16 protein-coding genes are annotated in these 20856 nt (G+C 69.3%); 6 read left to right on the top strand and 10 right to left on the bottom strand.

Going from position 1 to position 20856, the window contains the following annotated elements; translation table 11 throughout:
• Positions 1-6: 6 nt before the first annotated feature.
• Both bcsZ and GFK26_RS24390 read left to right on the top strand, forming a co-directional pair.
• Positions 7-1218: a cellulose synthase complex periplasmic endoglucanase BcsZ gene (bcsZ, locus tag GFK26_RS24395; protein ID WP_153284240.1), complete on the top strand. Its 1212-nt coding sequence runs from the start codon at positions 7-9 to the stop codon at positions 1216-1218.
• On the top strand, positions 1194-5465 hold the full coding sequence (locus GFK26_RS24390; RefSeq protein ID WP_153284239.1) for a cellulose biosynthesis protein BcsC: 4272 nt from the start codon (positions 1194-1196) through the stop codon (positions 5463-5465). Before bcsZ ends, GFK26_RS24390 begins: the two co-directional genes overlap by 25 nt.
• A gap of 108 nt (positions 5466-5573) precedes the next feature.
• On the opposite strand, the gene GFK26_RS24385 is transcribed toward GFK26_RS24390, so the two are convergent.
• Together GFK26_RS24385 and GFK26_RS24380 are read right to left on the bottom strand one after the other, a co-directional pair.
• Positions 5574-5876, bottom strand: a complete 303-nt coding sequence (locus GFK26_RS24385; RefSeq protein ID WP_228121769.1) for a hypothetical protein — start codon at positions 5874-5876, stop codon at positions 5574-5576.
• 89 nt (positions 5877-5965) lie between these two features.
• Positions 5966-6598, bottom strand: a complete 633-nt coding sequence (locus tag GFK26_RS24380; RefSeq protein ID WP_194273947.1) for a response regulator transcription factor — start codon at positions 6596-6598, stop codon at positions 5966-5968.
• 199 nt (positions 6599-6797) lie between these two features.
• On the opposite strand from GFK26_RS24380, the gene GFK26_RS24375 reads away from it, so the two are divergent.
• The 3 genes from GFK26_RS24375 (at position 6798) to GFK26_RS24365 (ending at position 9249) form a co-directional block, all read left to right on the top strand.
• Positions 6798-7040: a helix-turn-helix domain-containing protein gene (locus GFK26_RS24375; protein ID WP_153284236.1), complete on the top strand. Its 243-nt coding sequence runs from the start codon at positions 6798-6800 to the stop codon at positions 7038-7040.
• Positions 7041-7163: 123 nt separating this feature from the next.
• On the top strand, positions 7164-8819 hold the full coding sequence (gene pgm, locus GFK26_RS24370; protein WP_153284235.1) for a phosphoglucomutase (alpha-D-glucose-1,6-bisphosphate-dependent): 1656 nt from the start codon (positions 7164-7166) through the stop codon (positions 8817-8819).
• A 16-nt stretch (positions 8820-8835) separates the two neighbouring features.
• A complete protein-coding gene (locus tag GFK26_RS24365) occupies positions 8836-9249 on the top strand; it encodes a PPC domain-containing DNA-binding protein (RefSeq protein ID WP_153284234.1) in 414 nt (137 codons plus the stop codon).
• Here GFK26_RS24365 and GFK26_RS24360 read toward each other — a convergent pair.
• Genes GFK26_RS24360 through GFK26_RS24350 form a run of 3 tightly spaced genes read right to left on the bottom strand, consistent with a single transcriptional unit; the run spans position 9204 to position 12291 of the window.
• Positions 9204-10262, bottom strand: coding sequence for an amino acid ABC transporter permease (locus tag GFK26_RS24360; protein ID WP_153284233.1), 1059 nt, complete (start codon positions 10260-10262; stop codon positions 9204-9206). The two genes, GFK26_RS24365 and GFK26_RS24360, sit on opposite strands and share 46 nt — an antisense overlap.
• Positions 10259-11257, bottom strand: a complete 999-nt coding sequence (locus GFK26_RS24355) for an amino acid ABC transporter permease (RefSeq protein ID WP_153284232.1) — start codon at positions 11255-11257, stop codon at positions 10259-10261. The genes GFK26_RS24360 and GFK26_RS24355 overlap by 4 nt, the downstream gene beginning before the upstream one ends.
• On the bottom strand, positions 11254-12291 hold the full coding sequence (locus GFK26_RS24350) for an amino acid ABC transporter substrate-binding protein (protein WP_153286091.1): 1038 nt from the start codon (positions 12289-12291) through the stop codon (positions 11254-11256). The genes GFK26_RS24355 and GFK26_RS24350 overlap by 4 nt, the downstream gene beginning before the upstream one ends.
• A gap of 176 nt (positions 12292-12467) precedes the next feature.
• Between GFK26_RS24350 and GFK26_RS24345 the strand changes: the two genes are divergently transcribed.
• A complete protein-coding gene (locus tag GFK26_RS24345) occupies positions 12468-12857 on the top strand; it encodes a DoxX family protein (protein ID WP_153284231.1) in 390 nt (129 codons plus the stop codon).
• Between the two features lie 24 nt (positions 12858-12881).
• Here GFK26_RS24345 and def read toward each other — a convergent pair whose 3' ends face one another.
• The 5 genes from def to smc form a co-directional block, all read right to left on the bottom strand.
• A complete protein-coding gene (gene def / locus GFK26_RS24340; protein WP_101491620.1) occupies positions 12882-13421 on the bottom strand; it encodes a peptide deformylase in 540 nt (179 codons plus the stop codon).
• Positions 13422-13476: 55 nt separating this feature from the next.
• A complete protein-coding gene (locus GFK26_RS34345) occupies positions 13477-13899 on the bottom strand; it encodes a hypothetical protein (protein WP_228121768.1) in 423 nt (140 codons plus the stop codon).
• 119 nt (positions 13900-14018) lie between these two features.
• Positions 14019-16115: an NAD-dependent DNA ligase LigA gene (ligA, locus tag GFK26_RS24330; RefSeq protein ID WP_153284230.1), complete on the bottom strand. Its 2097-nt coding sequence runs from the start codon at positions 16113-16115 to the stop codon at positions 14019-14021.
• 26 nt (positions 16116-16141) lie between these two features.
• The gene (locus GFK26_RS24325; protein WP_153284229.1) at positions 16142-17248 is read right to left on the bottom strand and encodes a cell division protein ZipA C-terminal FtsZ-binding domain-containing protein; all 1107 of its coding nucleotides are present in this window, start codon (positions 17246-17248) and stop codon (positions 16142-16144) included.
• 11 nt (positions 17249-17259) lie between these two features.
• Positions 17260-20775: a chromosome segregation protein SMC gene (smc, locus tag GFK26_RS24320; RefSeq protein WP_153284228.1), complete on the bottom strand. Its 3516-nt coding sequence runs from the start codon at positions 20773-20775 to the stop codon at positions 17260-17262.
• Positions 20776-20856 lie beyond the last annotated feature (81 nt).

Raw genomic sequence — 20856 nt, 5'->3', positions numbered from 1 at the left:
TTGCCCATGACACGCACCGCACCGCCATCCCCCTCGCACATCGGCCGACGCCCCCTGCTCGCGGCAGCCGCGCTGGGCTGGGCCGCCTCGCGCGCCGCCTCGGCAGCGCCGGCCGCCGCACCGTGCCATCCCGCCTCCGACTGGGCCACCTTCGCCGCGCGGCATATCCAGCGCGACGGGCGCGTGATCGACTTCCACACGCCGCAGCAGCAATCGACCTCCGAAGGCCAGTCGTACAGCCTGTTCTTCGCGCTCGTTCACAACGACAAGCCGACCTTCGCGCGCGTGCTCGCCTGGACCGAAGCCAACCTCGCGCAAGGCAGCCTGGCCACCCAGCTGCCGGCCTGGCAGTGGGGCAAGAAAGCAGACGGCGGCTGGGGCGTGCTCGATGCGAACGCCGCCTCCGACGCCGACCTGTGGATCGCCTATGCGCTCATGGAAGCCGGCCGCCTCTGGAACGAGCCGCGCTACGCGAAGCTCGGCCGCAGCCTGCTGGCGCTGGTGATGCGCGACGAAGTGGTGGCGTTGCCGGGACTCGGCCGCATGCTGCTGCCGTGGCCTGCCTCGGTGGCCAGCGGGCCACTGTGGCGGCTCAACCCGAGCTACATGCCGCTGCAGCTGCTGCGCTACTTTCAGCAGGCCGACCCGCGCGGCCCGTGGCGCGAAGTGGCGGACAACACCGTGCGCATGCTTGACGCCGTGGCGCCCAAGGGCTTCGCGCCGGACTGGTGTGCCTGGTCGCAAACGGCCAACGCCTTCGTCGCCGATCCGGAGAAAGGCACGGTGGGCAGCTACGACGCCATCCGTGTCTACCTCTGGGCCGGCATGCTGTCGCCGCGCACCCCCGAGCGCAAGGCGCTGCTGCAGCGCCTGAACGGCCCGCGCCAACTGCTTGCGGATCGCCATCCCATGCCCGAATCGGTGGACACCGCCACCGGCGCCGGGCGCGGCACGGGCCCGGCTGGCTTTGGCGGCGCCTTGCTGCCGTACCTGAAGGCGCAGGAGCTGCCCGAGGCGCTGGCCACCGAATCGGCCCGGCTGCCGGGCGGTCGCGCCGAAACATCTTCCCCGGCGGCGCCAACCCCGCCGCTGCCGTATTACGAGCAGGTGCTGGCGGTCTTCGGCCAGGCCTGGCTCGACGGCCGTTACGAATTCGATCGCGACGGCCAGTTGCAAACCTCCTGGAGACTGCTATGTCGATCCACCCGAGCGGCATGAAGCCGTTGTGTCCACCGGCGCTGCGCCGGGGCCCGGGACGCATTCCCGCCGCGCAATGGATGGCCTGCCTGGGCCTGCTCGCAGCGGTCTGCGCGAGCGACCCCGCGCGGGCGCAGGCGAGCGCCAGCGCTGCGCTCGTCGAGCAAGGCAACTACTGGCAGGCCCAAGGGCGCGCGGACCTCGCGGAGGAAAGCTGGCGCAAGCTGCTGCGCGTCGATCCGCAGTCGGCCGATGCCATGTACGGCATGGCGCAGGTCGAGCTGTCGCGCGGCAATGCCGAGCCAGCGCGCACGTGGATCTCGCGACTGCGCACCGCGCACCCGAACGACGGCCGCATCGCGCGCCTGCAGCAGCAGGCCCAGCAACCCGGCCAGGGCAGCACGCTGCAGCGTGCCCGCGCTGCGGCCCGCGCGGGCCGCAGCGCCGAGGCGGTCGAGCTGTACCGCAGTCAGTTCGACAACCGCCCGCCGCCGCAAGCGCTGGCGCTGGAGTACTACCAGGTGCTCAGCGCCACGCCACAAGGCGCCGACGAAGCGCGCAAGGGCATCGAGCAGCTGGTGAAGGACCAGCCCGACAACGCGAGCTACAAGCTCGCGCTCGCCCAGTTGCGCACCTACAGCGAATCGACACGGCGCGAAGGCATCCGCAGCCTCGTGGAGCTGGCGAAGCAACCCACCGTGGGCGCCGCCGCGCGCGCGAGCTGGCGCCAGGCCCTCATCTGGCTCGATGCGCGCGCGCCCGACATTGCGCTCTACCAGGACTATCTGGCGAGCAACCCGAACGATGCCGCCGTGTCGGCGCGCCTGGAAACGCTGACCGCCGGCAAGGCCGCCGCAGCCGCCTCGCCCGGCGTGCCGCTCGGCGAAGGCTTCCGCGCGCTGGACCGCGGCGACCCGGCCACCGCCGAACAACGCTTCCAGCAGGCGTTGCGCGCGAAGGCCGACGACCCTGAAGCGCTGGGCGGCCTGGGCCTGGTGCGGCTGCGTCAGGAGCGTTTCGGCGAAGCACAGGAACTGCTGGAACGCGCCGCACGCGGCGCGGGCGGCAGCAAGTGGAATTCGGCGCTGCAAAGCGCCACCTATTGGAGCCTGGTCGGCCAGGCGCGCACGGCGCGCGAGAAGAACGACACGCGCGGCGCGCAGGCGCTGCTCGAGCGCGCCGTGCGCATCGACCCGCGCGAGAGCGTCGGCCAGATCGCGCTGGCCGACCTGCGCGCCGCCGCCGGCGACCTGCCGCGGGCCGAACAGGGCTACAAGCGCGTGCTCGACAGCAAGCCGTCGAATGCGCAGGCGCTGCGCGGGCTCATCGCCGTGTACGGTCGCCAGGGCCGCGCCGACGACGCGCTCGCGCTGGCGCGCCAGCTCCCGCCCGAACAGGCCGGCCAGCTCGGCGGCCTGCGCGACATCCAGGTCGAGCAGGCGCGCGCCAAGGCTCGCCAGCAGGCCGATGCCGGCGACGCCGCCGGTGCGCAGCGGACGCTCGAAGACGCGATGCTCGCCGCGCCGGACAGCCCGTGGGTACGACTGGACCTCGCCAACATCTACCGCCGCCAGGGCCTGGTGGCCGAGGCGCGCGGCGTGATGGAAGGCCTGCTGATGTCGCAGCCCGACATGCCCGACGCGCTCTACGCGAGCGCCCTGCTCGCCTCCGAGACCGGCGACGCGGCCGGCGGCATCCAGTACCTGGAGCGCATTCCCGCCGCCTCGAGAACGCGCGACATGGCGGCCCTGCAGCGCCGGCTCTGGGCGCAATCGCAGGCCCAGCGCGCACAGGCGCTGGCGCGCCAGGGCCAGGTCGATGCCGCGCGGCAGGTGCTCGGCCAGGCCGAGGCGGCGCTGAGCAGCGACATGCCCGCCGAAATCTGGGGCCAGCTCGCCGGCGCGTATGCGGAAATCGGCGATGCGCCGCGCGCGCTCGCCATGAGCCGCCAGCTGCTCGCGCGCAGCCCCAACCCGGGCATCGGCGACCGGCTGCTCTATGCATCGGTGCTGCTCAAGACGAAGCAGGACGTCGAGCTGTCGGCGGTGCTGCGCCAGCTGCAGCCTGCCGGCATGACCGCCGCGCAACGCAGCGACTTCGACAGCCTGCGCATCGCCTTCGCGCTGCGCCAGACCGATGCGCTGCGCGAGGCCGGCAACCTCGAGGCCGCCTACAACGCCATGGCCCCGGTGCTGGCCGAGCGGCCGGACGATCCGCGCGCGCTTGCGGCGCTCGCGCGCCTGTATTCGGCCGCACGCGACGAAACCCAGGCGCTGGCGCTCTACCAGCGCGTGCTGCAGCGCAGCCCCACCGACCTGGACGCGCTGCTCGCCGCGGCCGCCAGCGCCAGCGCGCTGCGCCAGCACAGCGAGGCCGAGAACTACGTGATGGCCGCGCTGAAGCAGGCGCCCGACCAGTCGCGTGTGCTGGCCGCCGCGGGCCGCGTCTACCGCAATGCCGGCGACAGCCGCAAGGCGGAGCAGTACCTGCGCGCCGCCGTGGAAGCCGACAGTCGCGTGGCCACGGGCGGCATGCCCGGCGCGGCGCCGGCGGGCCTGCCCGCGGCCAATCCGTTTGCGGGCATGACGGGCGGCGCGCCAGGCGCGGTCGTGCCGGCCAGCCATCCCGGCGCGGGCGGCAATCCCTTTGCGCAGCCGCGCATGCAGCCGATGGCCTATGCGGCGGCGCCGGCCTATGCCGCCGCGCCCGCAAGCCCTGGCTACCCGGTCGCAGGCGCGGCGCCGGGTGCGCTGCCCTGGACCTCAGGCGCGGCGCCGGCCCCGGCCACCGGCAGCAAGGGCCGACGCACGGCGGCGGGCACGGCGTCATCGCGCAACGCCAACGCCGAGGCACGCAACACGCCGCAGGCCACGGCCTACATCGCGACGCCGGTGCAGCAGTACCCGGTCGCGAACGCGCCGGCCGGCGCCTATCCTTCGCCGACCTATCCGTACGCGCAGGCCGGCGGCATCGCCCCGCTGCCGGTTCCCGGCACGTCCGCTTCGGGCTGGAACGCGCCGCTGCGCACCGCCGCGCCCGCCGACACGGTGGCGGCGGAACTGCGCGAACTGCAGGCGCAGCGCTCGATCGACCTGACCGCCGGCACCGTCTACCGCAACCGCGCCGGCGAAGCCGGGCTGAGCCAGCTGTCGGACTTCCAGATTCCGATCCAGGCGCGCTTCCCGGTCGGCGAAGGCAAGGTCGTCGTGGGCGTCACGCCGACGGTGCTCGATGCGGGTACGCCGTCCGTCGACTACGCCACGGGCAGCCGCTTCGGGGGCGGCCCCGGTGCCGCGATCAACGGCCTGCTGGCCGGCACCAGCGCAGGCCAGCAGAATGCGGCCGGCGTCGGGCTGAGCGTGGGCTACGAAGGCAAGAACTTCGGCGCGAGCATCGGCACCACGCCGCTGGGCTTTCCCGAGACCAACGTGGTCGGCAACGTGTCGTATGCCGGCTCGTTCGGCGATTCGTGGAACGCCAAGGTCGACGTGTCGCGCCGCGCGGTCACCGACAGCCTGCTGTCGTTCGCGGGCGCCAAGGACCAGCGCACCAACGAGCGCTGGGGCGGCGTGGTCGCCACCGGCGTGCGCGGCGACATCGGCTACGACGACGGCACCTACGGCGTGTACGGCTATGCCGCGATGCACGGCATCACGGGCAAGAACGTCGCGAGCAACAGCCGCTTCGAGACCGGCGGCGGCGCCTACCTGCACCTGGTCAACAACCCGGGTTCCAAGCTCACGCTGGGCATGAACCTGGGCCTCATGGGCTACGACAAGAACCTGAGCTACTACACCTTCGGGCAAGGCGGCTACTTCAGTCCGCAGAGCTTCGTGAGCGTGGCCTTCCCGGTCGACTGGAGCGGGCGCAGCGATCGCCTGTCGTGGCGCCTGAATGCCTCGCTGGGCGTGCAGTCGTTCAACCAGAAAGCGTCGCCCTACTTTCCGACCGACAGCGCGCGCGCGCGCGATGCGGGAGGCGCGGCCGCCTACGCCGCCTCGCTGGGGCTGAGCAGCGTGCCCTTCACCGGCATGTACGAGAAGACGTCGAAGACCGGCCTGGCCTACAACCTGGCCGCGATCCTCGAGTACCAGCTCGCACCCAAGATGTTCCTGGGTGGATCGATCGGCCTGAACAACGCGCAGAACTACCGCCAGCTGACGGGCGGCGTGTACCTTCGCTACGTGTTCGACGGCGCCGGAACGCTGGGCGTGCCGAGCGGCACGACGCTGCGTCCGCTGGTCTCGCCCTACACGCCGCTGCTCTGAGGAGGGGCGCGAGCGGCAGGATGCTCTGCACGATCGCGCGGTCGGCCTCGCCGACACGCATGTCGCGCATGCCGCGCATGTCGCGGCGCTCCGGATGACCGGCGGCTGCTAGCCGCAATAGGCGCCGAGGATGCGCCCCGTGGGATCGACCTGCGCGTTGAGCCGCGTGGCGTCCTGTGCCGGATCGGCGGGGGCCGTGGCGGGCACCGTGCGGGCGGTCTTTGCACCGGCGCGCTGGCGCATCTCGTCGAGCAAGGGGCGCGTGGCCTGCATGCCGAGCGCAAAGCGCACTTCGGGGGCCTGGCAACTCTCGGGTGGCGGCGTGAAGCTCGGCGGCGCCGGCACGTCGGAGGTCAGCGGGCGGTCCTTGGGCGGGGCCTCGCAGCCCGCGAGCACAGCAGCCAGAGCCATCAGAAGAACCCCGTGCCGGCCAAACGTCATGCGCATCTTGTCTTGCTCCTTGAAACCAGCCTGAAGCTTAGCCGCCCGCGGTGGCCCGCTCATGACCCCTTGCGTTGCAACGGGGACAGCAGCCCCAGGCGGATGCCCGTGATCACGGCCTCGGTGCGATTGTGCACACCCAGCGCCTGGAACAAGGTGCCGATGTACTCCTTCACCGTGTGCTCCGAAAGACCGAGTTCGCGCGCGATCGACTTGGTCGGCAGCCCGCGCGCCAGGCCGTGCAAGGTGTCGGCCTGCCGCGGACTGAGCGCGGGCCTGGCGACGCTCTTCGGCCCCAGGTGCAGGATCTCCTGAGGAAGGTAGACCTCTCCCGCGAGCACGGTCTCGAAGGCCCGCTTCAGGAAATCGGCCGGCATGCTCTTGGGCACGAAGCTCATGGCACCGGCCTCCAGGCAGCCACGGATGATGTCGACATCGGTCGATGCCGACACCACCACCACCGCGATGTCGGGTGCCGCCGCTTTCAGGCGCACCAGCGCATCCAGGCCGTACTCGCCCTTGAGTTCGAGGTCCAGCAGGCAGATCGCCAGGTCCGGGTGGCGCAGCGCCAATGCGCAGGCCTCGTCGACCGTGGCAGCTTCGAAGATTTCGGCGCGGCTTTCCATGCTCTCGAGCAGCATGCGCAGGCCCGCACGAAACAACGCGTGATCGTCCAGCGTCATCACTTTCATGGCACACCCCCTTCGACCTTGTTGGTCGATATGCAGCCCCATTCTGACGCCGGCGAGGACGAGTGAACCCGCAAGGCCTTGGAACTAGATCACCCTCCACGCAAAAAACTACCAGCCCCCTGCGAAGGAGGGGTTGGGCCCCTGGTGCGATTGGAGGAGATTCCCCTCCGACCGCTGTTGCCGCCAAAGGAGGCCGACCATGAACGCCAGCTTTCAAGACCGCCTGATCTCGCTCGTCGCCGAATCGCAGCCCCAGTGGAAATCCGAACTCGCCCGCCAGTGCGGCGTCAGCGCTCCCACGGTGATCCGCTGGCTCACAGACCGCCACAGCTGCGCAGGCACCCTGCACCTGCATGCGATCGCGGCGTACTTCAAAGTGCCCGCCCGATGGCTGGCCACAGGCGACGGCCCGGAGCGGGTCCGCGCACGGCGCTCACATTGAAAGGGTTGTAAGCGAACCGCTGCGAACGGCCGCGCAGGCGGCAAGCCGGCCACGGCCATGGCGTATGCTGAAAGCCCGTGCACGGCACCGCCGGCACGCTCCCTTTCATCACCCGCTTTCGACATGAGCACTTCTTCCCATCCCCTCGCGGGCCAGCCGGCCCCGTCTGATCTGCTGGTGGACGTGCCGCGCCTCGTCTCGGCCTACTACACCGGTCGCCCCGACCCAGCCGTGCCGAGCCAGCGCGTGGCCTTCGGCACCTCGGGCCATCGCGGCTCCTCGTTCGACGACGCGTTCAACGAATGGCACGTGCTGGCGGTCAGCCAGGCCATCTGCGACTACCGCAAACAGAAAGGCATCGACGGTCCGCTGTTCCTGGGCATCGACACGCACGCGCTGTCCACGCCCGCCTTCGCCAGCGCGGTCGAGGTGCTGGCGGCCAATGGCGTCGAGCTGATGCTCTCGAAGGACGACGAGTACACGCCCACGCCGGCCGTGTCGCATGCGATCCTGGTCTACAACCGCGGACGCACGACGGGCCTGGCCGACGGCATCGTCATCACGCCCTCGCACAACCCGCCCGAGAGCGGCGGCTTCAAATACAACCCGCCGAATGGTGGACCCGCAGGCACCGACATCACCTCCGCCGTCGAAGCTGCTGCCAACCAGATGCTGGCGAACAAGCTCGAAGGCGTGAAGCGCATGCCGCTCGCGCAGGCGCTGAAGGCCTCCACCACGCACCGCCACGACTACCTCAACACCTACGTCGAAGACCTGGCCCAGGTGCTCGACATGGACGCGATCCGCGGCGGCAGCATCGACCTGGGCGTCGATCCGCTGGGCGGTGCCGGCGTGCACTACTGGCCCGCCATTGCCGCGCGCTACAAGCTCCAGCGCCTGAACGTGCTGAGCCAGGCGGTCGACCCGACCTTCCGCTTCATGTCGCTCGACTGGGACGGCCGCATCCGCATGGACCCGTCGTCGCCCGACGCGATGCACGGCTTGGTCGCGCTCAAAGACCGCTTCGGCATCGCCTTCGCCTGCGACACCGACCACGACCGCCACGGCGTGGTCACGCGCAGCGCGGGCCTCATGCAGCCGAACAACTACCTCGCGGTGATGATCGACTACCTCTTCACGCACCGTCCGCACTGGCCCGCGCAGGCGGCCGTCGGCAAGACGGCGGTCAGCAGCCGCATGATCGACCGCGTGGCCGCGCAACTGGGCCGCCCGCTGTACGAGGTGCCCGTGGGCTTCAAGTGGTTCGTCGACGGGCTGGTCGACGGCTCGCTCGGTTTCGGCGGCGAAGAAAGCGCGGGCGCCACCTTCCTGCGCCACGACGGCAGCGCGTGGACCACCGACAAGGACGGCATCGTGCCCGCCCTGCTCTCGGCCGAAATCGCTGCGCGCACGGGGCGCGACCCCGGCGAGCGCTTCAACGAACTCACGCAGGCGCTGGGGCGCCCTGTGTCCGATCGCGTGGACGCACCCGCCACGCCCGAGCAGAAGAAGCGCCTGTCGGCCCTATCGCCGCAGCAGATCACCTCGACCACGCTGGCCGGCGAGAAGATCGAGAACGTGCTGAGCCACGCGCCGGGCAACGGCGCGGCCATCGGCGGCGTGAAGGTCGTCACCGAGAACGGCTGGTTCGCCGCTCGGCCTTCGGGCACGGAGAACATCTACAAGATCTACGGCGAGAGCTTCCTCGGCGACGAGCACCTCGCACGCATCCTCGGCGAGGCGCAGCAGGTGGTCGACAAGGCGCTGTCGGCGAGCTGACGCGAGGCAACAGCGCATGGACACGCTTGTGCTGCGGCTGCAACCCGGCGACGACCTGCGCGCGGCACTCGATGCCGTGCTGAAGCAGGGCGGCATCGGCGACGCGGCCTTCGTGGTCTCGGGCATCGGCAGCCTGCGCGGCGCGCGCATTCGTTTCGCGGGCGCCGAAGCGGCGACGCGCATCGAAGGCGACCTTGAAATCCTTACGCTCGCCGGCACGCTGTCGCCCGATGGCTCGCACCTGCATCTCAGCGTGTCGGATGCCGCCGGCCGGGTGTCGGGCGGCCATGCCGCACCGGGCTGCGTGGTACGGACCACAGCCGAGGTCCTCGTCGCGGTGCTGCCCGAATGGCGCTTCTCGCGCGAGCCCGACACGCAGACCGGCTACGCCGAGCTGGCGCCCAGGCGCCGCTCGAGCCAGACGCTGTAGCGCGACAGCCCGAAGCACAGCAGCCAGTAGACGGCCGCGACGAACAGGTAGCCCTCGAGGTAGAACGGCCGCCAGACCGGATCGCCGCCCAGCGCGAGCCCGAGCGCGCCGGTCAGCTCGAACAGACCGACCACGGTCACCAGCGAGGTGTCCTTCAGCGTACCGACCACGCTGTTGGTCAGCGCGGGCACCACGAGGCGCAGCGCCTGCGGCAGCACGATGTCGCGCTGCACCGGCCAGCGACCGAAGCCCAGCGCCATCGCCACCTCGGTCTGGCCGCGCGGCACGGCCTGCAGGCCGCCGCGGATGATCTCCGCCAGATACGCTGCGACGAACAGCGTGAGCCCCATCAGCACGCGCACCAGCACGTCGGGCTGCCAGCCCGCGGGCCACAGCAACGGCAACAGGAACGAGGCCATGAACAGCACCGAGATCAGCGGCACGCCGCGCACCAGCTCGATGTAGCTCGCGCTCAGCGTGCGCACCACCGGCCATTCGGAGCGCCGCCCCATCGCGAGCAGCAACGCCAGTGGAAAGGCCAGCGCCAGCCCGACCACGGCCAGACCGATGGTGAGCGGCAGGCCACCCCAGCGGCTGGTCGGCACCGTGCTCATCCCGGCCACGCCACCGTGCATCAGCCCGACGAACAGCAGTAACGCCACGAGCCACAGCGGCACCAGCCACCAGCGCCAGCTGCGCGGCCAGGCGCTGAGCACGGTCACCGCAGACAGCACGACCACCGCGAGGGCCGGACGCCATTGCTCTTCATACGGAAAGCGACCGAACAGCATCGGCCGCCACTTCTCGGCGACCACGCCCCAGCAGGCGCCGTGCTGAACGGCGCGGCAGGCATCCGCGTCGGGGCGGAACACGGCGTGCACCACGCCCCATTCGAACGCGTGGAAGCCGGCCCACGCGAGCAAGCCCAACAACAGCACCGTGGCGAGCGCGCGCAGCGGCGACCCCCACAGCTCGCTGCGCCACGCGATGGGGCCTTGCGCGACGCGCCTCATCGCCAGCCTCGCAGCGCGACGCGCGCGTTGTAGCGGTTCATGCCGAAGGAGATCACGAGCGACAGCAGCAAATACACCGCCATGATGATCGCGATGCACTCGAATGCCCGTCCGTTCGAGCCGATGGTGGTGTTGGCCACCGACACCAGCTCCGGATAGCCCACGGCGACGGCCAGCGACGAATTCTTGGTGAGGCTCAGCAACTGGTTGGTGAGCGAGGGCACGATCACGCGCAGCGCCTGCGGCAGGATCACGATGCGCAGCTGCTGCACCGACGACAGCCCCAGCGCCTGCCCCGCCAGCACCTGCCCCTGCGAGACCGAGAGGATGCCGGCGCGCACGATCTCGGCGACGAAAGCCGCCGAATACAGCGACAGCCCGGCGACGATGGTCACGTACTCCGGGCTCAGCGCGGCGCCGCCGCTCACGCCGAAGTCACCGCGCTCGGGCCATTCGAAATGCGTGGGCCACCAGCCGCCCTCGCCCGTCACGGGCCAGGGCACGCTGAGCCCGCCCTTGCTGAGCCACACGCCCGGCAGCAGGTGCACGGGCTCGGTCGGGTCGGGCAGCAGGTTGGCCATCGCGAAGGCCAGCATCAGCAGCTGCACCAGCAGCGGCACGTTGCGCAGCAGCTCCACGTACGCGGTGCAGATGCCGCGCAGCAGCACGTGCGGCGCGAGCCGGCCGATGCCGATCAGCGTGCCGAGCACCACCGCGAAGATGGCGGCCGGCACGGCTGCGCGCACGGTGTTGATCAGGCCCGCAAGAAACGCGCGCCACGAAGGTTGGCTGGCATCGAAATCGAGCCAGCCTTCGCTGATCGAAAAGCCTGCGGGCTCGGTGAGAAAGTCGAAGCCCGAACGCACGCCGCGTGCGCGCAGCACCTCGAGCGCATGGTTCACCACCCAGGCGGCGCCCGCCACGACGGCCAGCACCAAAAGGGCCTGCACGAGCCAGGCCAGCCAGGCGCCGCGGCGCGAGGCCTGCCCACTCATCGAACAGGAGGTGCGTAGATCAGGCCGCCTTTGCTCCACAGATTGTTGGAGCCGCGCGGCAGCTTGAGCACCGACTTCGGTCCGACGTTGCGCTCGAACATCTCGCCGTAGTTGCCCACGGCCTTGATGGCGCGGTACGACCAGTCCTTGTCCAGGCCCAGCAGCTTTCCGAGGTCTTCACCGGCGCCGAGCAGGCGCTGCTGCGCCGGGTCTTTGCTGCTGCCCTTGAGCTGGTCGGCATTGGCTTGCGTGACGCCGAACTCTTCGGCCTCGATGAGCGCGTTGGGCACCCACTTGGCGATCGCGAACCACTCGTCGTCGCCGCGGCGCACCAGCGGCGCGAGCGGCTCCTTGGAGATCAGCTCGGGCAGGATGAGGTAGTCGTCGGGGTTCGGCGCTTCCTTGTTGCGCAGGCCGGCCAGCGCCGAGGCGTCGGTCGTGAAAGCCTGGCAGCGGCCCGAGAAGAAGGCCTTGAACGAGGCTTCGAAGCTCTCGAACACCACGGTCTTCACCGGGATGTTCTGCGCGCGGAAGTAGTCCGACACGTTCTTCTCGTTGGTGGTGCCCGACTGCGTGCAGATGGTGGCGTTCTTGAGCTGCTTGGCGCTCGTCACCTTGAGCTTCTTGGGCACCAGGAAGCCCTGGCCGTCGTAGTAGGTGATGGTGGTGAAGTTGAAACCCAGCGACGCGTCGCGCGTGAGCGTCCAGGTGGTGTTGCGCGCGAGGATGTCGATCTCGCCGGCCTGCAGGGCCGAGAAGCGCTGCTGCGAGTTGAGCGGCACGAAGTCGACCTTCTTCGGATCGCCCAGCACGGCCGCGGCGATGGCGCGGCAGGTGTCGACATCCAGGCCCGACCAGTTGCCCTGCGTGTCGGGCGCCGAGAAACCGGCCACGCCGTTGGTCACGCCGCACTTGACGGTGCCGCGCTGCTTGACCGCGTCGAGCGTCTTGCCGGCGAAGGCCGGGGCCGCGGCGGCCAGCGCGACAACGGAGGCGGCGGCCAGCAGTGCCGGACGGAATCGGGTGTTTTTCATCATGGGTGTGTGCTCCTCAACAGTAGGCAAAAGGCAGTGTACGGGGCGATGCCGGCCGGCGACAAAGAACCCCGCGTTGGATACATATGTCGATCCGTTCGCGGGCGACCGGTTGGCGGCGCGGCGAGTTTCACTACCATACGGCCCTTTCATCACTGCTGAACAGGAATCACACCATGGTCAAGTCCGACGACACCGGCAAGCTCATCCTGCGCGTTGCGCTGGGCATCCTCATCCTGCTGCATGGCATTGCCAAAGTCGGCAAGGGCGTCGACGGCATCGGCGGCATGCTCGCGTCGCACGGCCTGCCCGCGGTGCTGGCCTACGGGGTCTACGTGGGCGAGATCCTGGCGCCGGTGCTGCTGATCGTCGGCCTGTTCACGCGGCCCGCCGCGCTGGTCGTGGCCATCAACATGGTCGTGGCGATCTGGCTGGCGCACCGCAAGGACCTGGGCGCGCTGAACGCGCAAGGCGGCTGGGCGCTGGAACTGCAGGGCATGTTCCTGTTCGCGGCCATTTCGCTCGCGTTCACGGGCGGCGGTCGCTTCGGGCTCAACAACAAGTAAGCCAGCCAACGGACGGACGACCCTTCAGTCGTCGTCCGCCGCATCGAGGCCTGGAAACAAGACCTCGGTGTAGCCGAAGCGCGAGAAATCGCGCACCCGCATCGGGTACAGCTTGCCGAACAGGTGATCGACTTCATGCTGCACCACGCGCGCATGAAAACCATCGGCGGTGCGGTCGATCGGGTCGCCGTACAGGTCGAAGCCCGTATAGCGGATGTGGGCGAAGCGCGGCACCACGCCACGCAGGCCCGGCACCGACAGACAGCCTTCCCAGCCCTCTTCCTCTTCGTCGCCCAGCGGCGTGATGACGGGGTTGAGCAGCACGGTGCGCGGCACCGGCGGTGCGTCGGGGTAGCGGGGATTGACGGTGTCGGTGCCGAAGATCACCAGCTGCAGATCGACGCCGATCTGCGGCGCCGCAAGGCCGGCGCCATTGACCGCTTTCATGGTCTCGAACATGTCGCGCACCAGCAGGTGCAGTTCGTCGGTGTCGAAAGCGGCGACCGGCTGCGCAGTGCGCAGCAGCCGGGGGTCGCCCATCTTGAGGATTTCGCGGAAGGCCATGGCGGGATTATGGCCAGCGCGCCACGCCCTCGCTGGGGCGTGTGCTTGCTTTGTGTCAGGGCTTGTCGGCCAGCGCCGGCGCGTCACGCCACGGCACGCCCGGCGGCGGGCGCATCGCGTTGCTCGGGTAGTTGGGCGACACGCCCGGGTGCGCAGGCGAAACGGCCGGCGGACGCATCTGAACCGGCGGACGGCCGGATGGATAGGTCGGCCGCACGGCTGGATAGCTGGGACGCACCGCGGGATAGCCGGGTCGGCCATAGTAGGGACGGCGGTCGTAGTACGGGCGACGGTTGTCGTAGTAGCCGCCACCCTGGATGTAGACCGGCGCCGGCACCACAACGGGACCAGGATCGGAGTAGTACGGATCGGAATAGCCGCCGGAGTAATACGGATCGCCAGGAACGGCCACGCAGCCGCCCAGCAGCGCGATGCCGCCGAGTGCGAGGCTGGTCGCGAGAACACGAATTTTTTGCATGAGGGACTCCTTGTCGGCCTTCTGTAATCGTTCAACGCCCGCTTGTAGACCCTGTTGACTGCGCGGATGTGAAGTCGCGTAACGGCCGGTAAGGGCCACAGTCAACGCCGCCGCCCGCTTCAGGCTTCGGAAGCCGGCGGAACCCCGCTCGCGAGAATCTCCAGCATACGCGCCTCGTCGATCACGGTAACGCCGATGTTGCGCGCCTTGTCGAGCTTGCTGCCAGCCTCTTCCCCGGCCACGAGGTAGTGGGTCTTCTTGCTGACGGAACCGGCCACCTTGGCGCCGGCTGCCTCCAATTTATCCTTCGCATCGTCGCGGCTCAGCGTAGGAAGGGTGCCGGTGATGACGAAGGTCAGCCCCGCCAAAGGCTTGGGCGCGCGGGCTTCGGGCTCGAACTCTTCCCAGGTCAGGCCGCAGGCCCGCAGTTGCTCGACCACTTCTCGGTTGTGCGGCTGGTCGAAGAAGGTGCGCAGGCTTTGCGCCACCACGGGGCCGACGTCGTTCACTTCGAGCAGTTGCTCTTCGGTCGCGTCCATGATCGCGTCCAGCTTGCCGAAATGCTTGGCGAGGTCCTTGGCCGTGCTCTCGCCAACATGGCGGATGCCCAGGCCGAACAGGAAGCGCGGCAACGTCGTCTTCTTCGAGGCTTCGAGCGAGTCGACGAGGTTCTTGGCCGACTTTTCCGCCATGCGGTCCAGGCCCGCCAGCGTGACGAAGCCGAGCTTGTAGAGATCGGGCAAGGTGCGGATCAGGTTGGCATCGACCAGCTGCTCGACCAGCTTGTCGCCCAGCCCGTCGACATCGACCGCACGCCGTGCCGCGAAGTGCAGGATGGCTTCCTTGCGCTGCGCCGCGCAGAACAGACCGCCGGTGCAGCGGTAGTCGACCTCGCCCTCCTCCCGTACCGCCTCGGAATCGCACACGGGGCAGGTGTGCGGCATCGTGAAGATGGCGCCGCGCCGGTCGTCGGGCTTGGCCAGGCTGTCGGGGGCGACGCCGACCACTTCGGGAATCACGTCGCCGGCGCGCCGCACGATCACGGTGTCACCCACGCGCACGTCCTTGCGGCGGGCCTCGTCTTCGTTGTGCAGCGTGGCGTTGGTCACGGTCACGCCGCCGACGAACACCGGCGCCAGCTTGGCGACCGGCGTGAGCTTGCCGGTGCGACCCACCTGGATCTCGATGCCGACCACCTCGGTCAGCTGCTCCTGCGCCGGGTACTTGTGGGCCACGGCCCAGCGCGGTTCGCGCGAGACAAAACCCAGCTGTCGCTGCAGCGCCAGGCTGTCGACCTTGTAGACCACGCCGTCGATGTCGTACGGCAGCGCATCGCGCTGGCGGCCGATGGTTTCGTGGAACGCTATCAGTTCAATAGCACCTGTCGCCCGCGCAGTCTGCGTCGCGACAGGAAATCCCCATGCATGGAACTGCTGCAGCCAGTCGAACTGGGTGGCAATCTCCGGACCGCCTTCGCTCGCGGACGAAACCTCGCCAAGGCCGTAGGCGAAGAAGCTCAGCGGGCGCGCCGCCGCGATCGCGGGATCGTGCTGGCGCACCGCGCCGGCCGCCGCGTTGCGCGGGTTGACGAACACCTTCTCGTTCTTCTGCCCGGCGGCGATCTTCTCGCGCTGGCGCTCGTTGAGCGCGTCGAAATCGGCGCGCTTCATGTAGACCTCGCCGCGCACCTCGACCACGGGCGGCGCCGTGCCCTTGAGCTTCAGCGGAACCTCCCGGATGGTGCGGATGTTCTGCGTGACGTCTTCGCCCACCTCGCCGTCGCCGCGCGTGGCGGCAAGCACCAGCACGCCGTGCTCGTAGCGCAGGCTCATGGCCAGCCCGTCGAACTTGAGTTCGCAGACGTAGGCGATCTGCGCTGCGTCTTCGGCCAAGCCCAGTTCGCGGCGCACGCGCGCATCGAAGGCGCTGGCGCCGGTCGGCGTGATGTCGGTTTCGGTGCGGATCGACAGCATCGGCACGCGATGCCGCACCTTGGCCAGGCCGTCGAGCACCGCACCGCCCACGCGCTGCGTCGGCGAGTCGGGTGTGCGCAGCTCGGGAAACTCGGTTTCCAGCGCCTGCAGGCGCTGGAACATCTTGTCGTACTCCGCGTCGGGCAACTCGGGGGCGTCGAGCACGTAGTAGAGATGGGCGTGGCGATGCAGCTGCTCGCTCAGTGCGGCGGCTTCGCGTGCCGCTTCGTCGCGCGTGGTCATTGGGGGTCCCTCGGGAAAAAGACGGATCAGCTGAAGAGGCGTCGCGCGAGCGGCGAGCCCGCGGCGAGGTCGCGTGCGTCGAGCGTGTCGTACAGCTGCTCGAGGTCGGTGCCGATCACGTCCATGGTTTCGTCGCGCAGCAACTGGCCGTCGCTGTCGGTCACCACGCCGTCCATCTCGCGGGCGAGCGTGGCAGCAGCTTCGCGCATGCGGCGGAACGGCTCTTCGCCGCGGTCGACCTGCGGCACATCGAGGCTCAGGCTGAGTTCGCGGATCGCCGATTGCGCCGGATCGTCGGCCAGCGCGGCCTGGGTGTCGAACGAGAGCCCGAGGATCGGCGGCAAGCCGACCTCACTGGTCGGCAGCACCATGCGGCCCGGGATGATCCCGGCGACAAAGCCCAGCCGCGCAGCGTTCTGCTGCACATAGCCCGGACTCCAGGCCGCATGCAGCGCACGCAGCACGAAGCCCAGTTGCGCGTCGTGCGCGCTGGCGAACTGGTCGAGCTCGCGGGCGCGGGCCACTTCGTCGAGCATCTCGGGAAACTCGGGCGCGCCGTTCACGGCGTCGGCAAAGGCCTGCGCCTTGACCACGAACTCGGAGTACTCGATCTCATTGAGCGCCCCGGTGCGGTTGGCCAGCTGCACGCCGACCTGGAAAGCGCGGTAGCGCTGGCCGGGTGCCGGCGGTTCCCACTGGCTGGTGAAGTCGTTCAAACCTTCGATGGCCACCGGCTTGCTGCCGGCGCGGCGCGTCGACGGCATCGCAGCAAGCGCGGCATCGCCCGAGGCCAGGCCTTCGAGCGAAATGGGCGCGATGACATCGATCAGCGGATCGAGCCCGCCGCGGCGCTCGCCCGTGGGCACGGGCACGCCGCTGGGCGCGGGCAGGTCGGGATCGAACAGTGGCTCGTGGCGGTCGCTGCCGGCCACCTGGCTCGGATCGGCATGGAGCATCGGCTCCACGCCGCCGTCGCTGCCGCCGGCCAGCGCGCGTTCGGCTTCGGCCAAGGCGACATCGACCGCGTCGGGTTGGCGCGGCGCATTGCGGCGCGACATCAGGGTGTTGTAAGCCACGACGGCCGCGAGAACGAGGCCGCCGAGGATCGCCAGGGCGAGGGTGAGATTGCTCATGCGCGCCTGCCTTATGCCGCTTCGACCATCGAGGCCGCCGACTCCATGTCGACCGCAACGATGCGCGACACGCCCTGCTCCTGCATCGTCACGCCGATCAGCTGTTCGGCCATTTCCATGGCGATCTTGTTGTGGCTGATGAAGAGGAACTGGGTTTCACGGCTCATGGCGGTCACGAGTTTGGCGTAGCGTTCGGTGTTGGCGTCGTCCAGCGGCGCGTCCACTTCGTCCAGCAGACAGAAAGGCGCCGGGTTGAGTTGGAAGATGGCGAACACAAGCGCAATGGCTGTGAGCGCCTTCTCGCCGCCCGAGAGCAGGTGGATGGTCTGGTTCTTCTTGCCGGGCGGCTGCGCGAGCACCTGCACGCCGGCATCGAGGATTTCGTCGCCGGTCATCACGAGGCGCGCATTTCCGCCGCCGAACAGCTCGGGGAACATGCGGCTGAAGTGCTCGTTGACGATCTTGAAGGTGCCGCCGAGCAGGTCGCGTGTTTCGGCGTCGATCTTGCGAATGGCGTCTTCGAGCGTGCCGATGGCTTCGTTCAGGTCGGCCGACTGCGCGTCGAGAAAGATCTTGCGTTCGCTCGCAATGGCGAGTTCGTCGAGCGCGGCGAGGTTGACGGCGCCGAGCGCGACCACTTCGCGGTTCAGCCGGTCGATTTCGCTTTGCAGGCCGGTCAGGCGCACCTTCTCGGTCTCGATCGATTGCGCGACCGCTTCGAGGTCGGCACCGGCGTCGTCCAGGAGCTGCTGGTACTGCTCGACACCCAGGCGCGCAGCCTGTTCCTTGAGCTGGAACTCGGTGATGCGCTGGCGCAGCGGATCGAGTTCGCGCTCCAGCTGCAGCCGGCGCTCGTCGCTGGCGCGCAGCTTGAGCGTGAGGTCGTCGTACTGGCTGCGAGCGGCGCCCAAGGCGGTCTCGCGCTCCAGCTTGAGCGACAGCGCATCCTGCAGGCCGGCTTGCGCGGCGGCATCCGACAGGCGACTCAGCTCGGCGCGGGCGCGCTCGTCTTCATCGGTGAGCGCCACGATCTGTTGCGCGGCGGTTTCGATGCTGCGGTTCAGTTCGCCGCGGCGCGCTTCGAGCGTGCGCTGCGAGAAGGTGGCTTCCTGTGCCTGCCGCTCGAGGCTGCGATGCTGCTCGCGGCTGGCCGTGAGCGCGCGGCCGGCTTCGATGACGCGCTCGTCGAGCTGCGCATGGCGTTCCTGGCTGTCGGCCAGCTGCATGTCGAGCTCTTCGAAGCGGCCTTCGGCGGCGATGCGTTTTTCTTGCAGTTCTTCGAGTTGCGCATCGACCTCGCCGAGGTCGGCGGCCAGCTGCTGGCTGCGCGCGCGGGTCTGTTCGGCAAGCTGCGTCATGCGCAGTGTCTCGACCTGCAGTTCATGGGCGCGCGACTGCGTTTCGGCGGCTTCCCGGCGCGCCGCGACAAGGCGCTGCGCAGCGTCGCCGTAGGCGGCTTCGGCGCGGACCAGCGCGGTGCGCGCCTCTTCGTTGATGAGCGTCTGGGCTTTGAGCTGGCGCTCGAGGTTTTCCATTTCCTGCTGACGGGCCAGGAGGCCGGCCTGCTCGGAATCGGGCGCGTAGAAGTTCACGCTGTGCGACGACACGGCGTGGCCGCTGCGCACGTAGATCACTTCGCCGGGCTGCAAGGTGGCTCGCTGGGCGAGCGCTTCTTCGAAAGTCTCGGCCGTGAAGCAGCCGTGCAGCCAGTCGTTCAGCAGCGCTTGCTGGCCGGCGTCGTTCAGGCGCAGCAGGCTCGACAGCTTGGGCAGTGCGCCCGCGCCCTGCGGCACGCCGGCGGCAGGTGGGCTGTAGAAGGCCAGCTTGGCGGGCGGCGCGTCGTTGCCGAAGGCACGCACCATGTCGAGCCGGCTGACTTCGAGCGCACCCAGGCGCTCGCGCAGTGCGGCTTCGAGTGCGCTCTCCCAGCCCTGTTCGATGTGAATGCGGCTCCACAGGCCTTGCAGGCCGTCGAGGCCGTGCTTGGCGAGCCAGGGCGCGAGCTTGCCGTCGGTCTTGACCTTCTCTTGCAGCGCGCGCAGCGCTTCGAGGCGGGCCGAAAACTCGGCGTGGCGAGCGCCCTCGGTGTTGACGGCCTGCTGCTTGGCGCGACGGTCTTCGTCGAGCTGCGGCACGGCTTCCTGCAATTCCTGCAGGCGGGCATCGGATTCGCTGGCGGCTTCTTGCGCCGCAGCCAGCTGCTCCTGCATTTCGGTCAGCCGGTCTTCGTCGGGCGCAGCCAGTGCGTTCTGGTCGGCGCGCAGGCGCTCGCTGCGCAGCGTGAGCTGGCGGCTCTGGTCTTCGATGTTGCGCTGGTCGGCGGCCAGCACCTGGATCTGCTGCTGCACCTGCGACACCGTGGCGCGCTGGGTGTTGGCTTCGTTCTGCGCGCGCTGCACGGCCTCTTCGAGGTCGGGCAGGCGCGCGTCGTGCTCTTCGAGCTGCGCGGCCAGCAGGATGGCCTGCTCCTCGGCGTCGACGCCGGCACCGGCCAGCGTCTCGATCTCGGCTTCGGCTTCTTCGCGGCGGCGGCCCCACTGGCCCATCTGTTCGCGCAGCTGCACCAGGCGTTGCTCTACGCGCTGGCGGCCTTCGACCACGAAGCGGATTTCGCCTTCGAGCCGGCCGACTTCGGCGCTGGCTTCGTACAGCTTGCCCTGCGCCTGGTTCACCAGGTCGCCGGCACCGTAGTGGGCCTGACGCACGGTTTCAAGTTCGGACTCGATGCGGCGCAGGTCGGCGGTGCGCGATTCGAGGTCGTTGATGGCCTTTTCCGAATCGGCCTTGATCTTGGCCTGGTCGGCGTCGCTTTCGCCGCGCTTGAGAAACCACAGTTGGTGCTGCTTCTTCGTGGCATCGCCCTGCAGCGCGTTGTAGCGCGCCGCCACCTCGGCCTGCTTCTCGAGCTTTTCGAGGTTGGCGTTGAGCTCGCGCAGGATGTCTTCGACGCGCGTGAGGTTCTCGCGCGTGTCGCCCAGGCGGTTCTCGGTTTCGCGGCGGCGCTCCTTGTACTTGGAGACACCCGCGGCTTCTTCGAGGAACAGGCGCAGTTCCTCGGGCTTGGACTCGATGATCCGGCTGATCGTGCCTTGGCCGATGATGGCGTAGGCGCGCGGCCCGAGGCCGGTACCCAGGAACACGTCCTGCACGTCGCGACGGCGCACCGGCTGGTTGTTGATGTAGTAGCTGCTGGTGCCGTCGCGCGTGAGCACGCGGCGCACGGCGATTTCGGTGAACTGGTTCCACTGCCCGCCGGCGCGGTGGTCGGCGTTGTCGAACACCAGTTCGACGCTCGAACGGCTGGCCTGCTTGCGCGTGGTCGTGCCGTTGAAGATCACGTCCTGCATCGACTCGCCGCGCAGTTCCGACGCACGCGACTCGCCGAGCACCCAACGCACGGCATCCATGATGTTCGACTTGCCGCAGCCGTTCGGCCCCACCACCCCGACCAGTTGGCCCGGCAGCAGGAAGTTGGTGGGTTCGGCGAACGACTTGAAGCCCGAGAGCTTGATGGAGTTAAGACGCACGACTTGTCGCCCTGCCTTGGCTTAGCGCCAAGGTATTGATTTGTAAGGAAAATTGCACGGGCCCGCAGCTTGAAGCGGGCC

It is taken from the genome of Variovorax paradoxus (genome assembly GCF_009498455.1).
GTDB classification, from domain to species: Bacteria; Pseudomonadota; Gammaproteobacteria; order Burkholderiales; family Burkholderiaceae_C; genus Variovorax; species Variovorax paradoxus_H.
The sequence above is the reverse complement of the archived record's forward strand: the minus strand, read 5'-3'. Positions and strand labels throughout refer to the sequence as shown.

Excerpts from the sequence above, each read along its gene's own strand:
- bcsZ (WP_153284240.1), top strand. The coding sequence starts at position 7 with ATGACACGCACCGCACCGCCATCCCCCTCGCACATCGGCCGACGCCCC.
- GFK26_RS24390 (WP_153284239.1), top strand. The coding sequence starts at position 1,194 with ATGTCGATCCACCCGAGCGGCATGAAGCCGTTGTGTCCACCGGCGCTG.
- GFK26_RS24385 (WP_228121769.1), bottom strand. The coding sequence starts at position 5,876 with ATGGCTCTGGCTGCTGTGCTCGCGGGCTGCGAGGCCCCGCCCAAGGAC.
- GFK26_RS24380 (WP_194273947.1), bottom strand. The coding sequence starts at position 6,598 with ATGAAAGTGATGACGCTGGACGATCACGCGTTGTTTCGTGCGGGCCTG.
- GFK26_RS24375 (WP_153284236.1), top strand. The coding sequence starts at position 6,798 with ATGAACGCCAGCTTTCAAGACCGCCTGATCTCGCTCGTCGCCGAATCG.
- pgm (WP_153284235.1), top strand. The coding sequence starts at position 7,164 with ATGAGCACTTCTTCCCATCCCCTCGCGGGCCAGCCGGCCCCGTCTGAT.
- GFK26_RS24365 (WP_153284234.1), top strand. The coding sequence starts at position 8,836 with ATGGACACGCTTGTGCTGCGGCTGCAACCCGGCGACGACCTGCGCGCG.
- GFK26_RS24360 (WP_153284233.1), bottom strand. The coding sequence starts at position 10,262 with ATGAGGCGCGTCGCGCAAGGCCCCATCGCGTGGCGCAGCGAGCTGTGG.
- GFK26_RS24355 (WP_153284232.1), bottom strand. The coding sequence starts at position 11,257 with ATGAGTGGGCAGGCCTCGCGCCGCGGCGCCTGGCTGGCCTGGCTCGTG.
- GFK26_RS24350 (WP_153286091.1), bottom strand. The coding sequence starts at position 12,291 with ATGAAAAACACCCGATTCCGTCCGGCACTGCTGGCCGCCGCCTCCGTT.
- GFK26_RS24345 (WP_153284231.1), top strand. The coding sequence starts at position 12,468 with ATGGTCAAGTCCGACGACACCGGCAAGCTCATCCTGCGCGTTGCGCTG.
- def (WP_101491620.1), bottom strand. The coding sequence starts at position 13,421 with ATGGCCTTCCGCGAAATCCTCAAGATGGGCGACCCCCGGCTGCTGCGC.
- GFK26_RS34345 (WP_228121768.1), bottom strand. The coding sequence starts at position 13,899 with ATGCAAAAAATTCGTGTTCTCGCGACCAGCCTCGCACTCGGCGGCATC.
- ligA (WP_153284230.1), bottom strand. The coding sequence starts at position 16,115 with ATGACCACGCGCGACGAAGCGGCACGCGAAGCCGCCGCACTGAGCGAG.
- GFK26_RS24325 (WP_153284229.1), bottom strand. The coding sequence starts at position 17,248 with ATGAGCAATCTCACCCTCGCCCTGGCGATCCTCGGCGGCCTCGTTCTC.